Origin of the sequence: Methylobacterium sp. NMS14P (assembly GCF_028583545.1) — a bacterium.
In the GTDB taxonomy this organism is placed as follows: domain Bacteria; phylum Pseudomonadota; class Alphaproteobacteria; order Rhizobiales; family Beijerinckiaceae; genus Methylobacterium.
Map to the genome: position 1 here is coordinate 717,513 of NZ_CP087106.1, position 15,200 is coordinate 732,712.

Here is a 15,200-nt window from a genome sequence, read left to right on the forward strand (position 1 = left end):
AGGATGACCGTCGCGGGAGTAAGGTTTCGCCGGATCGCCCTGCCGGAGGTCGGTCTGCACGTGGCCGAGGCGGGCCCCGAGACGGGTCCGCCGACCATCCTGCTGCACGGCTTCCCGGAATCCTGGTACGGCTGGCGCCACCAGATCTGGGCCCTCGCCGAGGTGGGGCTGCGGATCATCGCGCCGGACCAGCGCGGTTACGGCCTCAGCGACAAGCCGGCGGGGATCGCCGCCTACCACCTGGACCGGCTGGCCGGCGACGTCCTCGCGCTGGCCGACGCCTACGACGCTCCGACGGTGCGGCTGGTCGGCCACGACTGGGGCGGTCTCGTCGCCTGGTGGGTGGCGAGCCGCTACCCCGAGCGGATCGACCGGCTGGCGATCCTCAACGCGCCGCATCCGGCCGTCGTCGGCGCCTACATGCGGCACCATCCGGGCCAGTGGCTGCGCAGCACCTACGTGGCCCTCTTCCAGCTACCGCGCCTGCCCGAGCGGCTGCTCACGGCGGATCGCGGCCGGGCCCTGCGGCGCGCGCTGACGACCTCCAGCCGCCCGGGCGCCTTCGCGGAGGCCGATCTCGACCATTACGTCGCGGCGTGGCTCCAGCCCGGCGCGATGACCGGCATGCTGAACTGGTACCGGGCCCTGGTGCAGCTGCCCCGGGCGCGGCCGCCGCGGGTGCGCGTGCCGGTGCTGATCCTCTGGGGGCGGCGGGACACCGCGCTGCAACCCGGCTTGGCGGAGGCGAGCCTCGCGTTCTGCGACGCCGGCCGGATCCGCTGGTACGAGGAGGCCAGCCACTGGCTCACCCACGAGGAACCCGAGGCGGTCAACGCCGAGCTCCGCGAGTTCCTGCGCTGAGCCGCCGAGCGCCCGCGGTTTCAGGCCGGCCACCGAGCCCGCTCTACGCGGACAAGTTGCAGAAAGGAATTCAAGACACAGATCGGCTCCGACAGTCTCGACGTCGGGTCTGCCCGGCACGCGCGGGGCGCATCGCTAATCCACGCGTCTTCCGAGAGCTCGGTAATATTTTTCACTCTCACATCCGGAACATCACGAGCGTCAGTTTCTTACGTGGTGGCTCATAAATGCTGATCGGAGCTGTTCCACGATGTCTTTTCGTACTCTTCTGACCGCCGGCGTGGTCTTCGGCGGCCTGCTTGCCGGCACCGCCGCGTCGCAGGCCGCCCCGGCGATGCCGCAATCCGGCCTGACCGGATCCGACATGGTCGAGAACGTGGTGATGCACCGCCACCACCGCATGCATCATCACCGGATGCATCGCCACCACACCACCCGTCACGAGCGGCGCATGCGGCGCATGAACACGATGCGCCACGGCAACCCCAACGCGAAGAACCCCGCGTTGCGCGGCTACCAGCAGAACCTAGGTGGCACCACGAACGGCCCGCGCTACTGAGGTCGGCCACGCCCCGGCCCGCGCGGCGACGCGCCGGGTCGAGGCTCGCCCTCCGGCACCGTATCCACCGCCGATGCGCCTTCTCCCCAGGCGCGTCGGTTCGCGCGGCCTGATTCGCCCGCATGGCTCTGCTAAGAGGCGGCATGGCCCGAACCGCCGTCCGCCCCGCCACCGACACGACGCTCCCGCCCGGCCTGGACCCGGCCGGCGCGACGCCGATGATGGCGCAGTACATCGAGATCAAGGCCGCCAATCCGGATTGCCTCCTGTTCTACCGGATGGGCGACTTCTACGAGCTGTTCTTCGAGGACGCGGAGATCGCGTCCCGCGCGCTCGGCATCGTGCTGACGAAGCGCGGCAAGCACGCGGGCAGCGAGATCCCGATGTGCGGCGTGCCGGTCGAGCGGTCCGACGACTACCTCAACCGCCTCATCGCCCTCGGCCATCGGGTGGCCGTGTGCGAGCAGACCGAGGATCCGGCCGAGGCCAAGAAGCGCGGGCCGAAATCCGTGGTCCGCCGCGAGGTCGTGCGGCTCGTCACCCCCGGCACGATCACCGAAGACCGGCTCCTCGACCCGGCCCGCGCCAACCTCCTCCTCGCCATCGGACGCCGGAAGACCGGGGAGGGGGCGGTCGCCTACGGCCTCGCCGCGGTGGACATCTCCACCGGCCGCTTCTCCCTGAGCGAGGTCGCGGGCGGCGACCTGTCCGGCGCCATCGCCCGGCACGACCCGCGGGAGATCGTCCTGTCGGAGGCGATCCACGCCGATCCGGCGCTCGCGCGGATCTGGCAGGACAGCCGCGCCGCCGTCGTGCCGCTGGCGCAGGCCGAGCTCGAGCCCGCCGCCGCCGAGCGGCGCCTGCGCGAGCAGTACGGTGTCTCGACCCTGGACGGGTTCGGCCAGTTCACCCGGGCCGAGATCGCGGCGGCCGGCGCGGCGCTGCTCTACATCGCCCGCACGCAGCTCGCGGCCCGTCCGCCCCTGGCCGTTCCGACCCGCGAGGATGGCGGCGCGACCCTGGCGATCGACGCGGCGACGCGGGCCAACCTCGAACTGACTCGCACCCTGTCGGGGGAGCGCGCCGGGAGCCTCCTCGCCACGATCGACCGGACCGTGACGGCGAACGGGGCGCGGCTGCTCGCCGAGCAGCTCGCGGGCCCGCTCACCCACCTCGACGCCATCGCCCGGCGGCACGCGGCGGTGGCGTATCTGGTGGACGACGCGCGCCTGCGCGGCGGCCTGCGCGACGCCCTGGCCCGGGCCCCCGACCTCGCGCGGGCGCTCTCGCGGACCGGACTCGGCCGTGCGGGTCCGCGCGACCTCGCGGCCATCCGCGAAGGCCTCGCGGTGGCGGCGGATCTCGGCGCCCGCCTCGCCGGCGTTCCCGGCCTCCCGGTGGATCTCGCCCGGCTGGCCGAGCACCTGGCCGAGGCCGACCCGGAGCTGATCGCGACCCTGGCGGTGGCGCTGGCCGACGAGCTGCCCCTGAGCCGGCGCGACGGCGGCTTCGTGCGCGCGGGCTACCACCCGGAGATCGACGAGGCGCGGACCCTCGGCCAGGATTCCCGCAAGGTGATCGCGGCCCTGCAGGCGCGCTACGCCGAGCAGACCGGCTGCCGGACTCTGCGGATCAAGCACAACAACCTGCTGGGCTATTTCATCGAGGTCCCGCAATCCGTCGGCGAGGCCTGCCTGAAGGGGCTCCAGAGCGAGTTCGTCCACCGCCAGACCATGGTGGACGCGATGCGCTTCACCAGCGTCGAGCTGGGCGAGCTGGAGTCGAAGATCTCGGGTGCCTCCGACCGGGCACTGGCCCTGGAAGCCGCCGTCTTCGACGACCTCGCGGCCCGCGTGCTCGCCCAGGCCGAGCCCATCGCCGAGGTGGCCGAGGCGCTGGCCGGGCTCGACGTGGCGGCGAGCCACGCGGAGCTCGCGGTCGAACTCGACTGGCGGCGTCCCGTGGTCGACGAGTCCCTCAGCTTCGTCGTGGTCGGCGGCCGCCACCCGGTGGTCGAGGCGGCCCTGCGCCGGGCCGGCGAGCCGTTCATCGCCAACGATTGCGACCTGTCCGGCGATACGCGCGGCCGGATCCGCCTGATCACCGGCCCCAACATGGGCGGCAAATCGACCTTCCTGCGCCAGAACGCGCTGATCGCGGTGCTCGCCCAGATGGGCGCGTTCGTCCCGGCCGCGGAGGCGCGGATCGGCCGGGTCGACCGGCTGTTCTCCCGCGTCGGCGCCGCCGACGACCTCGCCCGGGGACAGTCGACCTTCATGGTCGAGATGGTCGAGACGGCGGCGATCCTCAATCAGGCGACCCGGCGCTCCCTGGTGATCCTGGACGAGATCGGCCGCGGCACCGCGACCTTCGACGGCCTGTCGATCGCCTGGGCCTGCCTGGAGCACCTCCACGAGGTGAATGCCTGCCGGGCGCTCTTCGCCACGCACTTCCACGAGCTGACCGCCCTCGGCGACCGGCTGGCACGGCTCGAGAACGCGACCCTGAAGGTGGCCGAGCACCGGGACGGCGTCGTGTTCCTGCACGAGGTCGTGCCGGGGGTCGCCGAGCGCAGCTACGGGCTGCAGGTGGCACGGCTCGCCGGCCTGCCCGCCGGGGTCGTGACCCGGGCCGGGGCGATCCTCAAGAGCCTGGAGAAGGCCGAGCGCGGCCGCCCGGCCCGTGCCAGGATCGACGACCTGCCGCTCTTCGCAGCCCTTGCTCCCCCGCCACCGCCGGAGCCGCCGCCGGAGGATCCGCTGGGCGCGCTGCTCGACGCCATCGACCCGGACGCGCTGACCCCGCGGGAGGCGCTGGACGCGCTCTACCGGCTGAAGCGCGAGCGGGCGGGGCGGGGGTGAGGCTCGGATTTCGGGGGCTCGGACTCCGCCGCGTCTCGCGCGCTCTGGAGGCGACGGGCTCTACCGGTTTCAGGCAGGCAGGTGATGGCGCAGCGCGACAGGCTCCCTCTCCCGTGCGGGAGAGGGTTGGGGTGAGGGACGAGAACGCTCTGAATAGGGCACGCCATCGACGCACGTTCACGGCGTGCCGCGTCCGGACAGATCCGCCCCCTCACCCTGTCCCTCTCCCGCGCGGGAGAGGGGACCTGCGACCCTCCGAGCGGGCAGACGAGCCGTCCGAGACATCGAACCTGTGTGATCCATAGCCCTTCTGCGGGGGCGGGCGAGTTGCGGACTCCGAGAAATCATCCCGGCGCGGGCGAGAACCCGTCCGGGCAGGCGGGCCCGTCCCGGCCGGCCCGGCGATCGGCCACGTAGTCGAGGGTGCTGGCCACGACGCGCTCGGAATAGGGCTTGGCGATCACGCCAATCGCGCCGGCGAAATCGGCCGGGATGCGCTTGGCGTTGGCGGTCATGAACACCACCGTGGTGCGCCGGTCGGCCGACAGCGCCCGGGCCACGTCGATCCCGGTCGGGCCGTCGACGAGGTGGATGTCCACGAGGGCGACGTCGGGCGCCGTGGACCGGCCCATCGCGATGGCCTCCGTGGCGTTGCCGGCGACGCCGACCGTGATGTGCCCGAGATCGTCCAGCAGGCATTCGAGCTCGAGGGCGATCAGGGCCTCGTCCTCCACCACGAGGATGCGGAGCGCGGCGTCCGCGGCGGCGTTCCCGGTCCCCATGCGCTCTTCGTCCTCCGGCCCGGCGGCCGACGAGCTTGATGCCTCCACGTCGATTTCTCAAGCCAGCTGCTGGAGCGGGATGTCGATCTCGACGGTCGTGCCCGGACCGGCATCCGCCCAGGCGATGGTCCCGCGCATCTGCCGGACCACCATCTCCACGAGATTGCGCCCGAACCCGGCCGGGTTCGGCGCCGCCGCCGCGACGCCGACGCCGTCGTCGCGGATCGTCATGTGCATCCCGCCATCGGTGCGGCGGGCGACGATCGAAACCCGTCCCTCCCGCTCGTCCGGGAAGGCGTGGCGCAGGGCGTTGGCCGTCAGTTCGTGGATCATCAGCGCGAGGGGTGCCGCCATCGCGGCGGCCACCGCGATCGGCTCGACATCGGCCTCCACCCGGCGCCGCTCCGGGTCCAGGCCGGCATTCATGTCGGCCAGGAACTCGGCCGCGAAGTCGCCGAGGTTGAAGTGCGTACAGTCGCCCTCGGAGTAGAGCATCCGGTGCGCCGTCGAGAGGGCGCCGATCCGCTCCGCCATGCCCTGGAGCGCGTCCCGCGCCTCGCCCTCGGGCGTGCGCCGGGCCTTCAGGAGCATCAGCGAGGAGATCACCTGAAGGTTGTTCTTCACCCGGTGATCGACCTCGTGCAGCAGGGCGGTCTTCTGCTCCAGCGCCGAAGTCAGGTCCTGGGTCCGCGCCGCGACGAGGCGCTCCAGCTGGTCGTTGGTGCCGCGCATCGCCACTTCCATCTGGTGGATGTGGGTCATGTCGGCCTGGGCGGCGTAGAAGTAGGCGAGCCCCTCGGCGTCGCGCACCGGGGTGATGGTCATCGCGTTCCAAAACGACGACCCGTCCTTGCGGTAGTTGAGCAGCTCAACCGAGATCGGCTCGGCGGACTCGACGGCCGAGCGGATGCGCTGCACCGTCGACTGGTCCGTGGCCGGCCCCTGCAGCATGCGGCAGTTGCGCCCGACGATCTCGTCGGCGGCGTAGCCGGTGGCGCTCAGGAACGCGTCGTTCGCCCAGGCGATCGGGTTGTCGGGGGCGCGGGCGTCGGTGATGACCATCGGCGAGGGGCTGGACGCGAACGCGTCGACGAGCGTCGCGAGGGGCGGACCGGTCTCAGATCGGGCACTCAACGCATCATTCCACAGTCAGGCGGTGGCCCCGTTCGTCCGGCGGCGCCACCAGCGCGCTCCGATCGCGGGACGTGGACACCGCGTTAAGCAAGCTTCTACCAAGATTGGGGCGCAAGACAGCACGATCCAGCGAAGACAGGTGCGGCGTAAGGCTGCCACGATTTCGCGGGATCAAGGCCACGAAGGCTCAGGAGTTCCATGCCATGGCGAACCAGCCACAGGCGATGCGTCGCTTCCGGCTCCGCGACATCGTCGAGGACCCGCGGATCGTGCTCATGCTGGCGCTCGGATTCTCGTCCGGCCTGCCGCTGCTCCTGGTGCTGGGGACCTTCACGCTCCGCCTCGCCTTCTCGGACATCGACGTGCGGGCGATCGGCCTGTTCAGCTACGTCGCGCTGCCCTACTCGCTGAAGTTTCTCTGGGCCCCGGCGATCGACCGGCTGAACGTGCCGGTGCTGAGCGCCCGGCTCGGGCGCCGCCGCGCCTGGATGGTGACGACGCAGGCCGCGGTCGCCCTCTGCCTGATCCTGATGGCCTTCTCGGACCCGAAGACGAACCTCGCGCTCCTGGGCCTCGGGGCCTTCCTGGTGGCGTTCTGCGCGGCCAGCCAGGACGTCGTGATCGACGGCTGGCGCATCGACGCTGCCGGCAGCGACTTCCAGGGCATCCTGGCGGCGACCTCGAACCTCGGCTACCGCCTCGGCCTGATCACCGCCGGCGCGGGCGCGCTGTTCATCGCCTCGGCGGGGGGCTGGACGCTCGCCTACCTGATCATGGCCGCGCTCATGCTGGTCGGGATGATCGCCGCCCTTTTGGCCCCGGCCTTCGACACGCCGCGCGCGGCCCGGGCCGAGACGCCCGGCCGGTCCCGGTTCTGGTCGATGCGCCGCGCTATCCTGGAGCCGCTGACCGAGCTGCACGGCCGGTTCGGCGGCGCGCTCTGGGGCATCCTCCTGCTCGTTGCGCTGTTCCGGCTGCCCGACTTTCTATCCGGCGTGATGGCGAGTCCGCTCTACCGGACGCTGGGCTTCGACCTGAAGGAGATCGCCACCGTCACCAAGCTCTACGGCATCTGGGTCGGCATCGCGGGCGGCTTCGCGGGCGGCTGGGCGCTGGCCCGGCTCGGCCTGTTCCCGACGCTGCTGCTGGGCGCCTTCCTGGCCGCCGCCTCGCACCTCGCCTTCGCGTGGCTGGCGGCCGGCGCGCCCGAGATCTGGCGCCTGACGGTGGCCATCTCGATCGAGAATTTCTGCGGCTCCTTCGCGGGGATCGTGCTGATCGCCTACATGTCGAGCCTGACCAGCCCGGCCTACGCGGCGACGCAGTACGCGCTGTTCTCCTCGCTCTACGCGCTGCCGGGCAAGCTGATCGCGGGCTCGTCGGGCTTCGTGGTCGCGGCGATCGGCTACCCGGCCTTCTTCGTCATGACCTCCCTCGTGGGAATCCCCGTCCTGGTGCTCTGCCTCGCGGTCGGCCGGCGGAGCGGTCGGGCGGAGGCCGCGGCCCCGGCGCGCGACGCCCAGGAGCCGGGGAACCGCATCCCGGGGGCCGAACTTCCTACCACGGCGCGCGCCCCCGGGGCCGCGTAAGCGGGACAGATCCAGGGATCGACGGATGAGCACGAGCGACCTCACCCTCGCCGGCGAGACGCTGCCGGCGGAGACGCCCGAGACGGTGCTGAGCGACGCGGACCTCGCCGCCCTGCGCCGTGCCGTGGAGGTGCTGGAGCGACCGAGCCTCGCGGCGCGGCTCTCCGCGGCGGCCGGCGCGCCCCTCGACATGATCGGCCGGTCGCTGCCGGCCCCGGTCACCGAGGCGGTCAGCCGCAGCACCGAGGTGGCCATGCGGGGGGCGCTGCGCGTCGCCCTGGCGACGCTGCCGCGCAAGGATCTCGTCCCGGCCGAGGGTGAGGGTCTCGGCGCCGTCGCCGCGAAAGCCGAGGGTCGTCTCGCCCGGCTGCTCGGCTCGGGCGACGCCAAGCACAAGGCGATGGCGGCGCTCTCGGGCGCGGTCGGCGGCGCGTTCGGGCTCGCCACGGTGGCAGTCGAGCTGCCGGTCTCGACCACGCTGATGCTGCGCTCGATCGCCGAGATCGCCCGGGAGGAGGGGGAGGATCTGGAGACTCCCGAAGGCGCGCTCGCCTGCGTGCAGGTCTTCGCCCTCGGCGGCCGGGCCATGGCCGAGACCGAGGCGGGCTCGGCGCTCACCGAGAGCGGCTACTTCGCGGTCCGGGCCGCCCTGGCCAAGACGCTCTCCGAGGCGGCCCGCTACGCCGGGAGCAAGACGCTCCTCGACCAGTCGGCGCCGGCGCTGATCCGCTTCACCGCCCAGATCGCGGCGCGCTTCGGTCTGGTGGTCTCCCAGAAGGTCGCCGCCCAGGCGGTGCCGATCCTCGGCGCCTTCGGCGGCGCGGCGGTCAACACCGCCTTCATGAACCATTTCCAGACGACCGCGCGGGCGCATTTCACCGTGCGGCGCCTGGAGCGGGCCTACGGGGCCGCCGCCGTGCGGGCCGCCTACGAGGTCGAGAAGGCGGCGCTGGGGATCGCTTGATCCGCCCGCGGTAAAGCCGCAAGGATCCGCGCCATCCGCACGGGGCGGAGGCACGGAGGCGGCTCTGATCGGCAACGGCGAGATGGTGGCCCGGCTGGCGCTGGCGGCCCTGTTCGGCAGCGTGGTCGGCCTCGAACGCGAGCGCCTGCTCTGGGCGGCCGGCCTGCGGACCCACATGCTGGTCTGCGTCGGCTCCTGCCTGATCATGCTGGTCTCGGCCTTCGGCTTCGCGGACGTGCTGGGCGCCGAGCACGTCGTCCTCGACCCGTCCCGGATCGCCGCGCAGGTGGTCTCCGGCATCGGCTTCCTCGGCGCGGGGACGATCCTGCTGCGGGGCGAGGTGGTGAAGGGGCTCACCACGGCCGCGAGCCTGTGGGGCGTGGCGGCGATCGGGCTGGCGATCGGCAGCGGCCTCTACGTTCCGGCCCTGGCCGCGACGGCGCTCATCGTCGGCATCCTGGCCGGCGTGAAGCCCTTCGAGGAGCGCTGGCGCGACCGGATGCGCGCCCAGACGCTGCGGCTGACCGCCCGTCGGGGCACCATGTCGATCGATACCCTCCAGGCGGCGACCGGCGAGCGCGCCTCGCGCGTCCGGACCTTCACGGTCCATCCGGGGCCCGACCCCGACCACGACGAGGTCACCGTCACCTTCGTGCGCCTGTCGCGGACGAGTTTCGAGACGATCGCGGCGAAGCTGCGGGCGATGCCGGACGTCACCTCCGTCGACGTGGCGGAGAGCTGACGGGATGTGACGCGGGGCGAGCCGCCGCCGGCGCTCAGAGCGTTCCGGCGCCCTCGCCGTCGAGGAACAGGCGGTAGGCCGGGTTCTCGGTCTCGTCGGTGGCCGGGTAGCCGAGCGCCTCGATGACGGCGTCGAACCGGGCGCGCTCGGCCGGCGGCACCGCGATCCCGGCGAGCACCCGGCCGTAATCGGCACCGTGGTTGCGGTAGTGGAACAGCGTGATGTCGAAGTCCGGGCCCAGCGCCTCCAGGAACTTCATCAGCGCGCCCGGCCGCTCCGGGAACTGGAAGCGGAACAGGCGCTCGTGCGCCACCCCGACGGCCCGGCCGCCGACCATGTAGCGGACGTGGACCTTGGCCATCTCGTTGTCGCTCATGTCGAGGACGCGGTAGCCGGCCTCGCGCAGAGAGCCGATCAACTCCTGCTTCTCGCGCTTGCCGCCGCCGACGTTGATGCCCACGAAGATCTGCGCCTCGGAGCCCGGGGCGTGGCGGTAGTTGAACTCGGTGACGGCGCGCGGGCCGAGCGCCTGGATGAAGGCCCGGTAGGCGCCCGGACGTTCCGGGATGGTCACGCCGATCAGGACCTCGCGCTGCTCACCGATCTCGGCGCGCTCGGCGATGTGGCGCAGGCGGTCGAAGTTCAGGTTCGCCCCCGACGAGATGGCGATCAGCGTGCCGTCGCCGCCCTCGCGCTCGGCGTAGAGCTTGGCGCCGGCGAGGCTCAGCGCCCCGGAGGGCTCGGACACCGCGCGGGTGTCGTCGAAGATGTCCTTGACCGCGGCGCACATGGCGTCGGTGTCCACGGTGATCACCTCGTCGAGGTGCTCGCGGCAGAGCCGGAAGGTCTCCTCGCCGGCCTGCCGCACGGCGACGCCGTCGGCGAACAGGCCGACGCTGGGCAGGCTGACCCGGGTGTCGGCCGCGAGCGCCGCGGCCATGCAGGCGGCGTCCTCGGGCTCGACACCGATCACCTTGGTGCCGGGCCGCAGGTACTTCACGAAGGTGGCGATCCCGGCGGCCAGCCCGCCGCCGCCCACCGGCACGAAGATCGCCTCGATCGGGCCGGTGTGCTGCTCCAGGATCTCCTTGCCGATGGTGCCTTGGCCGGCGATCACGTCCGGATCGTCGAAGGGGTGCAGGAAGGTCAGGCCCTGCTCGGCCTCGAGGATCTTGGCCTGCGCCAGCGCCTCGTCGAAGGCGTCGCCGTGCAGCACGACCTCGGCGCCGCGGGCCCGGCAGGCATCGACCTTTATGGAGGGGGTGGTGCGCGGCATCACGATCACGGCCCGCGCGCCGAGCTTGGCGGCCGCCAGCGCGACGCCCTGCGCGTGGTTGCCCGCCGAGGCGCAGACGACACCGCGGGCGATCTGGTCGGGGTGCAGGCCCGACATCTTGTTGTAGGCGCCGCGCAGCTTGAACGAGAAGACCGGCTGGAGATCCTCGCGCTTGAGCAGGACCGGCCGGCCGAGCCGCTGCGTCAGGCGCGGCATCGGGTCGAGGGGGCTCTCGATCGCGACGTCGTAGACGCGGGCGGTGAGGATCTTGCGGATGTAGTCCGTCACGGTGTGGGGTCTCGGCCGATGCGCGGGGGGCGATGCCGGCCAGATAGACCCTCCGGTCCGCGGATGCGAGCGCACCCCGCGCGCGGCAGGTCAGCCGAGACGTTCCACCAGCGCCGCCACCCAGACCAGCAGCGCCGCCATCTGCGCCATGAAGGTGCCGGCGGAGGCGAGGTCCTTCACGGTCCCGATCATCGGGTGGTGACCCGGATGGACGTGGTCGCAGAGCTTCTCGACGGCGGTGTTCAGGAACTCCGCGGCCAGCATCAGCAGGAGGCTGACCATCAGGGCGACGCGCACCCACAGCGTCGCGCCGAGGAACAGCGCGACCGGGATTCCCAGCGCCAGGAGCACCAGTTCCTGGCGCACGGCCCGCTCGGTGCGGGCGCCGTGGCGCAGGCCGCGCCAGGAATTGAGGAAGGCGAGGACCAGGGCGTTCATCGGATGGCGGCCTCCGGCACGGACCGGCTGATCCACTTGGCGAGCAGCGGGCCGGTGAGCAGCACCACGAACAGGCGCAGGGTCTGGACGGCCAGCACGAAGGAGACGTCCGCCTTCGAGCCGACCGCGATGATTGCCACCGAGTCGAGGCCGCCGGGACTGGTGGCGAGCACCGCGGTCAGCAGGTCGATGGGCAGCAGGAGGGTCAGTCCCCAGCCCCAGGCCGCGCAGAGGGCGATGACCGAGAAGGTCGCCGCCAGGATGCCCGGCAGGGCGGTGAAGGTCAGGCGCAGCGTCTCCCGGGTGAAGCGCAGGCCCACGTAGATGCCGATGCAGGCGTAGGCGAGTTCGAGGAGCGGCACCGGCAGCGCCATGCGCACGAGACCGGTGGCGTGGAGCAGGCTGCCCAGCACCATCGGCCCGATCTGCGCGCCGGCCGGGACCCGCAGGGCGAGCGCCGCGCCCGCGCCCACGACAGCGACCGCGAGCGTCGCGAGCAGCGAGAGCGGGCCGGTGACCTCGCCGACGCCGGCCGACGCCCCCGGGACCGGCGTCTCCATCAGGAAGCGGGCGGCCAGCGAGGCCGAGAACACCACGGCGGCGACGCGCACGTACTGCATGAAGGCGACGAGGCGCGGGTCGGCGCCGAAATCCTCGGCCATCGCGACCATGGCGGAGGCGCCGCCGGGGGACGAGCCCCAGGCCGCGGTGGTGCCGGGGAGCACGCGCAGGCGGGTCAGGATCCAGCCGACGAGGCCGCTGACCGCGACGGTGACCAGCACGACCGCGACGATGAGCGGCCCATCCTCCAGCAGGGTCTGGGCGATCTGCCCGGTGACGGCGTGCGCGACCAGGCAGCCGATCGCCGCCTGCGAGGCCTGGAAGGCGGCCCGCGGGACGCGCAGGCGCGAGCCGCCGACGCCGAAGGCGATGGCCGCGATCATCGGCCCGAGCAGCAGCGCGGCCGGGAACTGCGCCTGCATCAGGCCGTACGACACGGCCGCGGACGCGGCGGCGAGGGCGGCCCAGAGGCCGAGGGTGCGGAGAGGGGGCAAGGCGACCGATCGGGAGAGGCCCGCTTCAGCCGGCAGGCGTCAGGCGCGCGCTATACCGCAATATTGGCCCTGTCACGGCAGCGTTTCGGCACGGCGCCCCCGCGTCGAAGTCAGGGCTCGCGCGTCAGGGCCGCGAAGGCGGCGTCGAGGCGCGCCCGGGCCTCGGCCAGGCCCTTGCGGCGGGCGTCGAGCCAGTCGCGGTCGGTCCGCAGCCGCGCCTGCGCGGCGCCCAGCATCCGCCGGACCTCCGCGGGCTGCGGGCCGCCGAGCCCCTTCGCGGCGTCGATCATGCCGCGGGCCGACAGCGCCGCCCGGAAGCGGGCCTCGTCGAGGGGCAGGTCCGGCTTCAGCCCCGACGCGGCCGCGGCCTCGGCGTAGATGCGCCGCACCTCCGGGAAGGGCAGGTCGGCCGGGCGCAGGTCGTGGCTGCGGCCGTAGCTCACGAGCTCGGACGCGAAGTGGTGGCCGAGCCGGAACGGCACGTCGGCCTCGCGCTGGAGCGTGTCGGCGAGCTCGGTGGTGGTGGAATAGTCCGCCGCGACCTCGTCGGCGGCGCGCGCCCGGTCCACGACCAGCCCGTCGAGGACGCGCGTCCAGCGCCGGCACATCTCGGCGGCCTCGGCCAGGGTGCGCCCGGGCGGCTCGGCCTGGTTGCGCTTGTAGTCCGGCATGCCGGAATCGACGTTGTGCGCCATGATGACGAAGGCCTGCGCGGCCCCCACGACGTCGCTGGCCTTCATGCGCAGGCTGTAGAGCGCGACCGGGTTGCGCTTCTGCGGCATGATGCTGCTCGGGCCGGTGAGCGCGCCCTCCCGCAGCAGGATCCAGGGCCGGGTCTGGTGATACTGCGCGTAGAGGTCCTGCGCGAAGCTGCCGGCCGTGGTGGCGAGGTTCGCCGCGAGCCCGGTCAGCTCGAGCCCCATGTCCATCGGCGCGAGCTGACCGGCGTCGTAGCTGTTCTCCACCGGCGCGTCGAAGCCGAGCAGCGCCGCCAGCCTCTCGCGGTCCACCGGGAAGCTCGACGTGCCCAGGGCGGCCGCGCCCAGGGGCGACAGGTTCAGCCGCGCCCAGCTCTCCCGGAGGCGGTCGGCGTCGCGGGCGAGGACGGCCGCGTAGCCCAGGTAGACGTGGCCGAGCGTCGTCGGCTGGGCCTGGACCCCGTTGGTGTAGGCCGGAACGATCGTGTCGGCCTCGCGCTCGGCCACCGCCAGCAGGGCCGCCCGGGTCTCGTCGAGGGCCTCGGCGAGGTTCAGGAGACGGTCGCGCTGCTCGAGCTTCAGCACGGTCGGAATGATGTCCTGGCGGCTGCGCCCGGAATGCATCCGGGTGGCGTCGGCGCCCGCGATGGCGGTGATCAGCGGCTCGATCCGCAGGTAGTCGTCCGGCCGCTCCGCGCCCGGCTTGGCGGCGTCGGCGGCGACCTGATCGAGGGCGCGGGCGACGGTCGCGCCGAGCGCCCGCGGCACGATGCCGGTCTCGACCGTCATCACCAGGGAGGCACGGTCGATCTGGTCGATCCGGGCGAAGCTGTCCTTCGGCTCGGCGCGTGCCCCCGCGGGCACCAGCAGCGCCAGTGCGACCCAGACCATCGTGCGCCGCATCGAGCCGCTCCCTGTCGTCACGGCCCTGATAGACCTGTTGCGGTCCGCCTTTCTATTCACAACCGCTCAAGGTGGGCGTCCCCGGCGGCTCAGGCGACGGCCTCGCCGTCGCGGCAGGCGGCCGTGCCCGCGGGCGCGTGCGCCCGGAAGAAGGCGGCCAGGCTCGCGAGCCCGGCGGCCCGCGGATCGCTCGCCCGCCAGACCAGCGCGATGGTCCGCCCGGGGCCGTCGACGTCGAAGGCGCGGGTGACCGTCAGGCCGCTGGGATCGGGGTTCGACGGCACCGCCAGTGCCGGGAGCAGCGTGTAGCCGGCGCCCGCCGCCACCATCGAGCGGAGCGTCTCCAGGCTGGTGGCGTGGCGGCCGACCGAGGAGCCGGCGCCGCAGGCGGCGATCGTCTGGTCGCGCAGGCAGTTGCCCTCGTCGAGGAGCAGCAGGTCCGGCCCCGCGATCTCGTTGGCGGAGAGCGCGCCGCCCCGGGCGAGGGTGTGCTCGGCCGGGCAGGCGAGCCAGAACGGCTCGACGAACAGCGGCGAGACCGCGAGCCCGTGCAGCGGCAGCGGCAGCGAGACCAGGGCCGCGTCGATGCGGCCGTCGCGCAGGCCCTCGACGATATCGGCCGTCCGCGATTCGGACAGCGAGAGCATCAGCAGCGGGTACTGTTCGCGCAGGGGCCGCAGCACGAGCGGGAAGAAGTAGGGGCCGAGCGTCTGGATCGCCGCCAGCACGAGCCGTCCGGTGAGCGGCGAGCCGCGGCCCTCGCTGGCGAGCGCCAGGAGCCGCTGCGCCTCCGCCAGGACGACCCGCGCCTGCCGGACGATGGCCTGCCCCGCCTCGGTGAGCAGGATCCGCCGGTTCGACCGCTCGAACAAAGTCAGGCCGAGCGCGGTTTCCAGCTTGCGGACCTGCACGCTCAGCGTCGGCTGGCTGACGTTGCACCGCTCGGCGGCCCGGCCGAAATGCCCCTCGTCGGCGACGGCGACGACGTATTCGAGATCGCGGAGCGAGAGACCGGCCAGGTTCATAGGCTGCGTCTATCAGAACCTTTGT

13 protein-coding genes are annotated in these 15,200 nt (G+C 72.8%); 6 read left to right on the forward strand and 7 right to left on the reverse strand.

Going from position 1 to position 15,200, the window contains the following annotated elements; genetic code table 11:
- Positions 1-3 precede the first annotated feature (3 nt).
- From LOK46_RS03330 to mutS, 3 genes are all read left to right on the forward strand, one after another.
- On the forward strand, positions 4-861 hold the full coding sequence (locus tag LOK46_RS03330; protein ID WP_273562473.1) for an alpha/beta fold hydrolase: 858 nt from the start codon (positions 4-6) through the stop codon (positions 859-861).
- Between the two features lie 250 nt (positions 862-1,111).
- Complete coding sequence (locus tag LOK46_RS03335) at positions 1,112-1,420, forward strand: hypothetical protein (protein ID WP_273562474.1); 309 nt, start codon at positions 1,112-1,114, stop codon at positions 1,418-1,420.
- Between the two features lie 143 nt (positions 1,421-1,563).
- On the forward strand, positions 1,564-4,281 hold the full coding sequence (gene mutS, locus LOK46_RS03340) for a DNA mismatch repair protein MutS (protein WP_273562475.1): 2,718 nt from the start codon (positions 1,564-1,566) through the stop codon (positions 4,279-4,281).
- 344 nt (positions 4,282-4,625) lie between these two features.
- Here the strand turns inward: mutS and LOK46_RS03345 are convergent, their stop codons facing one another.
- Entirely contained in the window at positions 4,626-5,063 is a 438-nt protein-coding gene (locus LOK46_RS03345) for a response regulator (RefSeq protein ID WP_273562476.1), read from the reverse strand.
- A 57-nt stretch (positions 5,064-5,120) separates the two neighbouring features.
- Positions 5,121-6,125: a histidine kinase dimerization/phosphoacceptor domain -containing protein gene (locus LOK46_RS03350; RefSeq protein WP_273564527.1), complete on the reverse strand. Its 1,005-nt coding sequence runs from the start codon at positions 6,123-6,125 to the stop codon at positions 5,121-5,123.
- Positions 6,126-6,400: 275 nt separating this feature from the next.
- Here LOK46_RS03350 and LOK46_RS03355 point away from each other — a divergent pair, with 275 nt between their 5' ends.
- The 3 genes from LOK46_RS03355 (at position 6,401) to LOK46_RS03365 (ending at position 9,492) form a co-directional block, all read left to right on the forward strand.
- Positions 6,401-7,786 carry an AmpG family muropeptide MFS transporter gene (locus tag LOK46_RS03355; RefSeq protein ID WP_273562477.1) on the forward strand — a complete coding sequence of 462 codons (1,386 nt, stop codon included), beginning with the start codon at positions 6,401-6,403 and terminating at the stop codon, positions 7,784-7,786.
- Between the two features lie 25 nt (positions 7,787-7,811).
- On the forward strand, positions 7,812-8,750 hold the full coding sequence (locus tag LOK46_RS03360) for an EcsC family protein (RefSeq protein ID WP_273562478.1): 939 nt from the start codon (positions 7,812-7,814) through the stop codon (positions 8,748-8,750).
- 82 nt (positions 8,751-8,832) lie between these two features.
- The gene (locus tag LOK46_RS03365; protein WP_273562479.1) at positions 8,833-9,492 is read left to right on the forward strand and encodes an MgtC/SapB family protein; all 660 of its coding nucleotides are present in this window, start codon (positions 8,833-8,835) and stop codon (positions 9,490-9,492) included.
- Between the two features lie 34 nt (positions 9,493-9,526).
- Here the strand turns inward: LOK46_RS03365 and ilvA are convergent, their stop codons facing one another.
- The 5 genes from ilvA to LOK46_RS03390 all read right to left on the reverse strand — a co-directional run bounded on the left by ilvA (position 9,527) and on the right by LOK46_RS03390 (position 15,175).
- The gene (gene ilvA / locus LOK46_RS03370; protein ID WP_273562480.1) at positions 9,527-11,056 is read right to left on the reverse strand and encodes a threonine ammonia-lyase, biosynthetic; all 1,530 of its coding nucleotides are present in this window, start codon (positions 11,054-11,056) and stop codon (positions 9,527-9,529) included.
- A gap of 90 nt (positions 11,057-11,146) precedes the next feature.
- Positions 11,147-11,494 (reverse strand): diacylglycerol kinase, encoded by a 348-nt coding sequence (locus tag LOK46_RS03375; protein WP_012317635.1) that lies wholly within the window; start codon positions 11,492-11,494, stop codon positions 11,147-11,149.
- The gene (locus LOK46_RS03380; RefSeq protein WP_273562481.1) at positions 11,491-12,549 is read right to left on the reverse strand and encodes an AbrB family transcriptional regulator; all 1,059 of its coding nucleotides are present in this window, start codon (positions 12,547-12,549) and stop codon (positions 11,491-11,493) included. The genes LOK46_RS03375 and LOK46_RS03380 overlap by 4 nt, the downstream gene beginning before the upstream one ends.
- Positions 12,550-12,659: 110 nt before the next feature.
- A complete protein-coding gene (locus LOK46_RS03385; RefSeq protein WP_273562482.1) occupies positions 12,660-14,150 on the reverse strand; it encodes an argininosuccinate lyase in 1,491 nt (496 codons plus the stop codon).
- A gap of 89 nt (positions 14,151-14,239) precedes the next feature.
- Complete coding sequence (locus tag LOK46_RS03390) at positions 14,240-15,175, reverse strand: LysR substrate-binding domain-containing protein (protein WP_273562483.1); 936 nt, start codon at positions 15,173-15,175, stop codon at positions 14,240-14,242.
- Positions 15,176-15,200 lie beyond the last annotated feature (25 nt).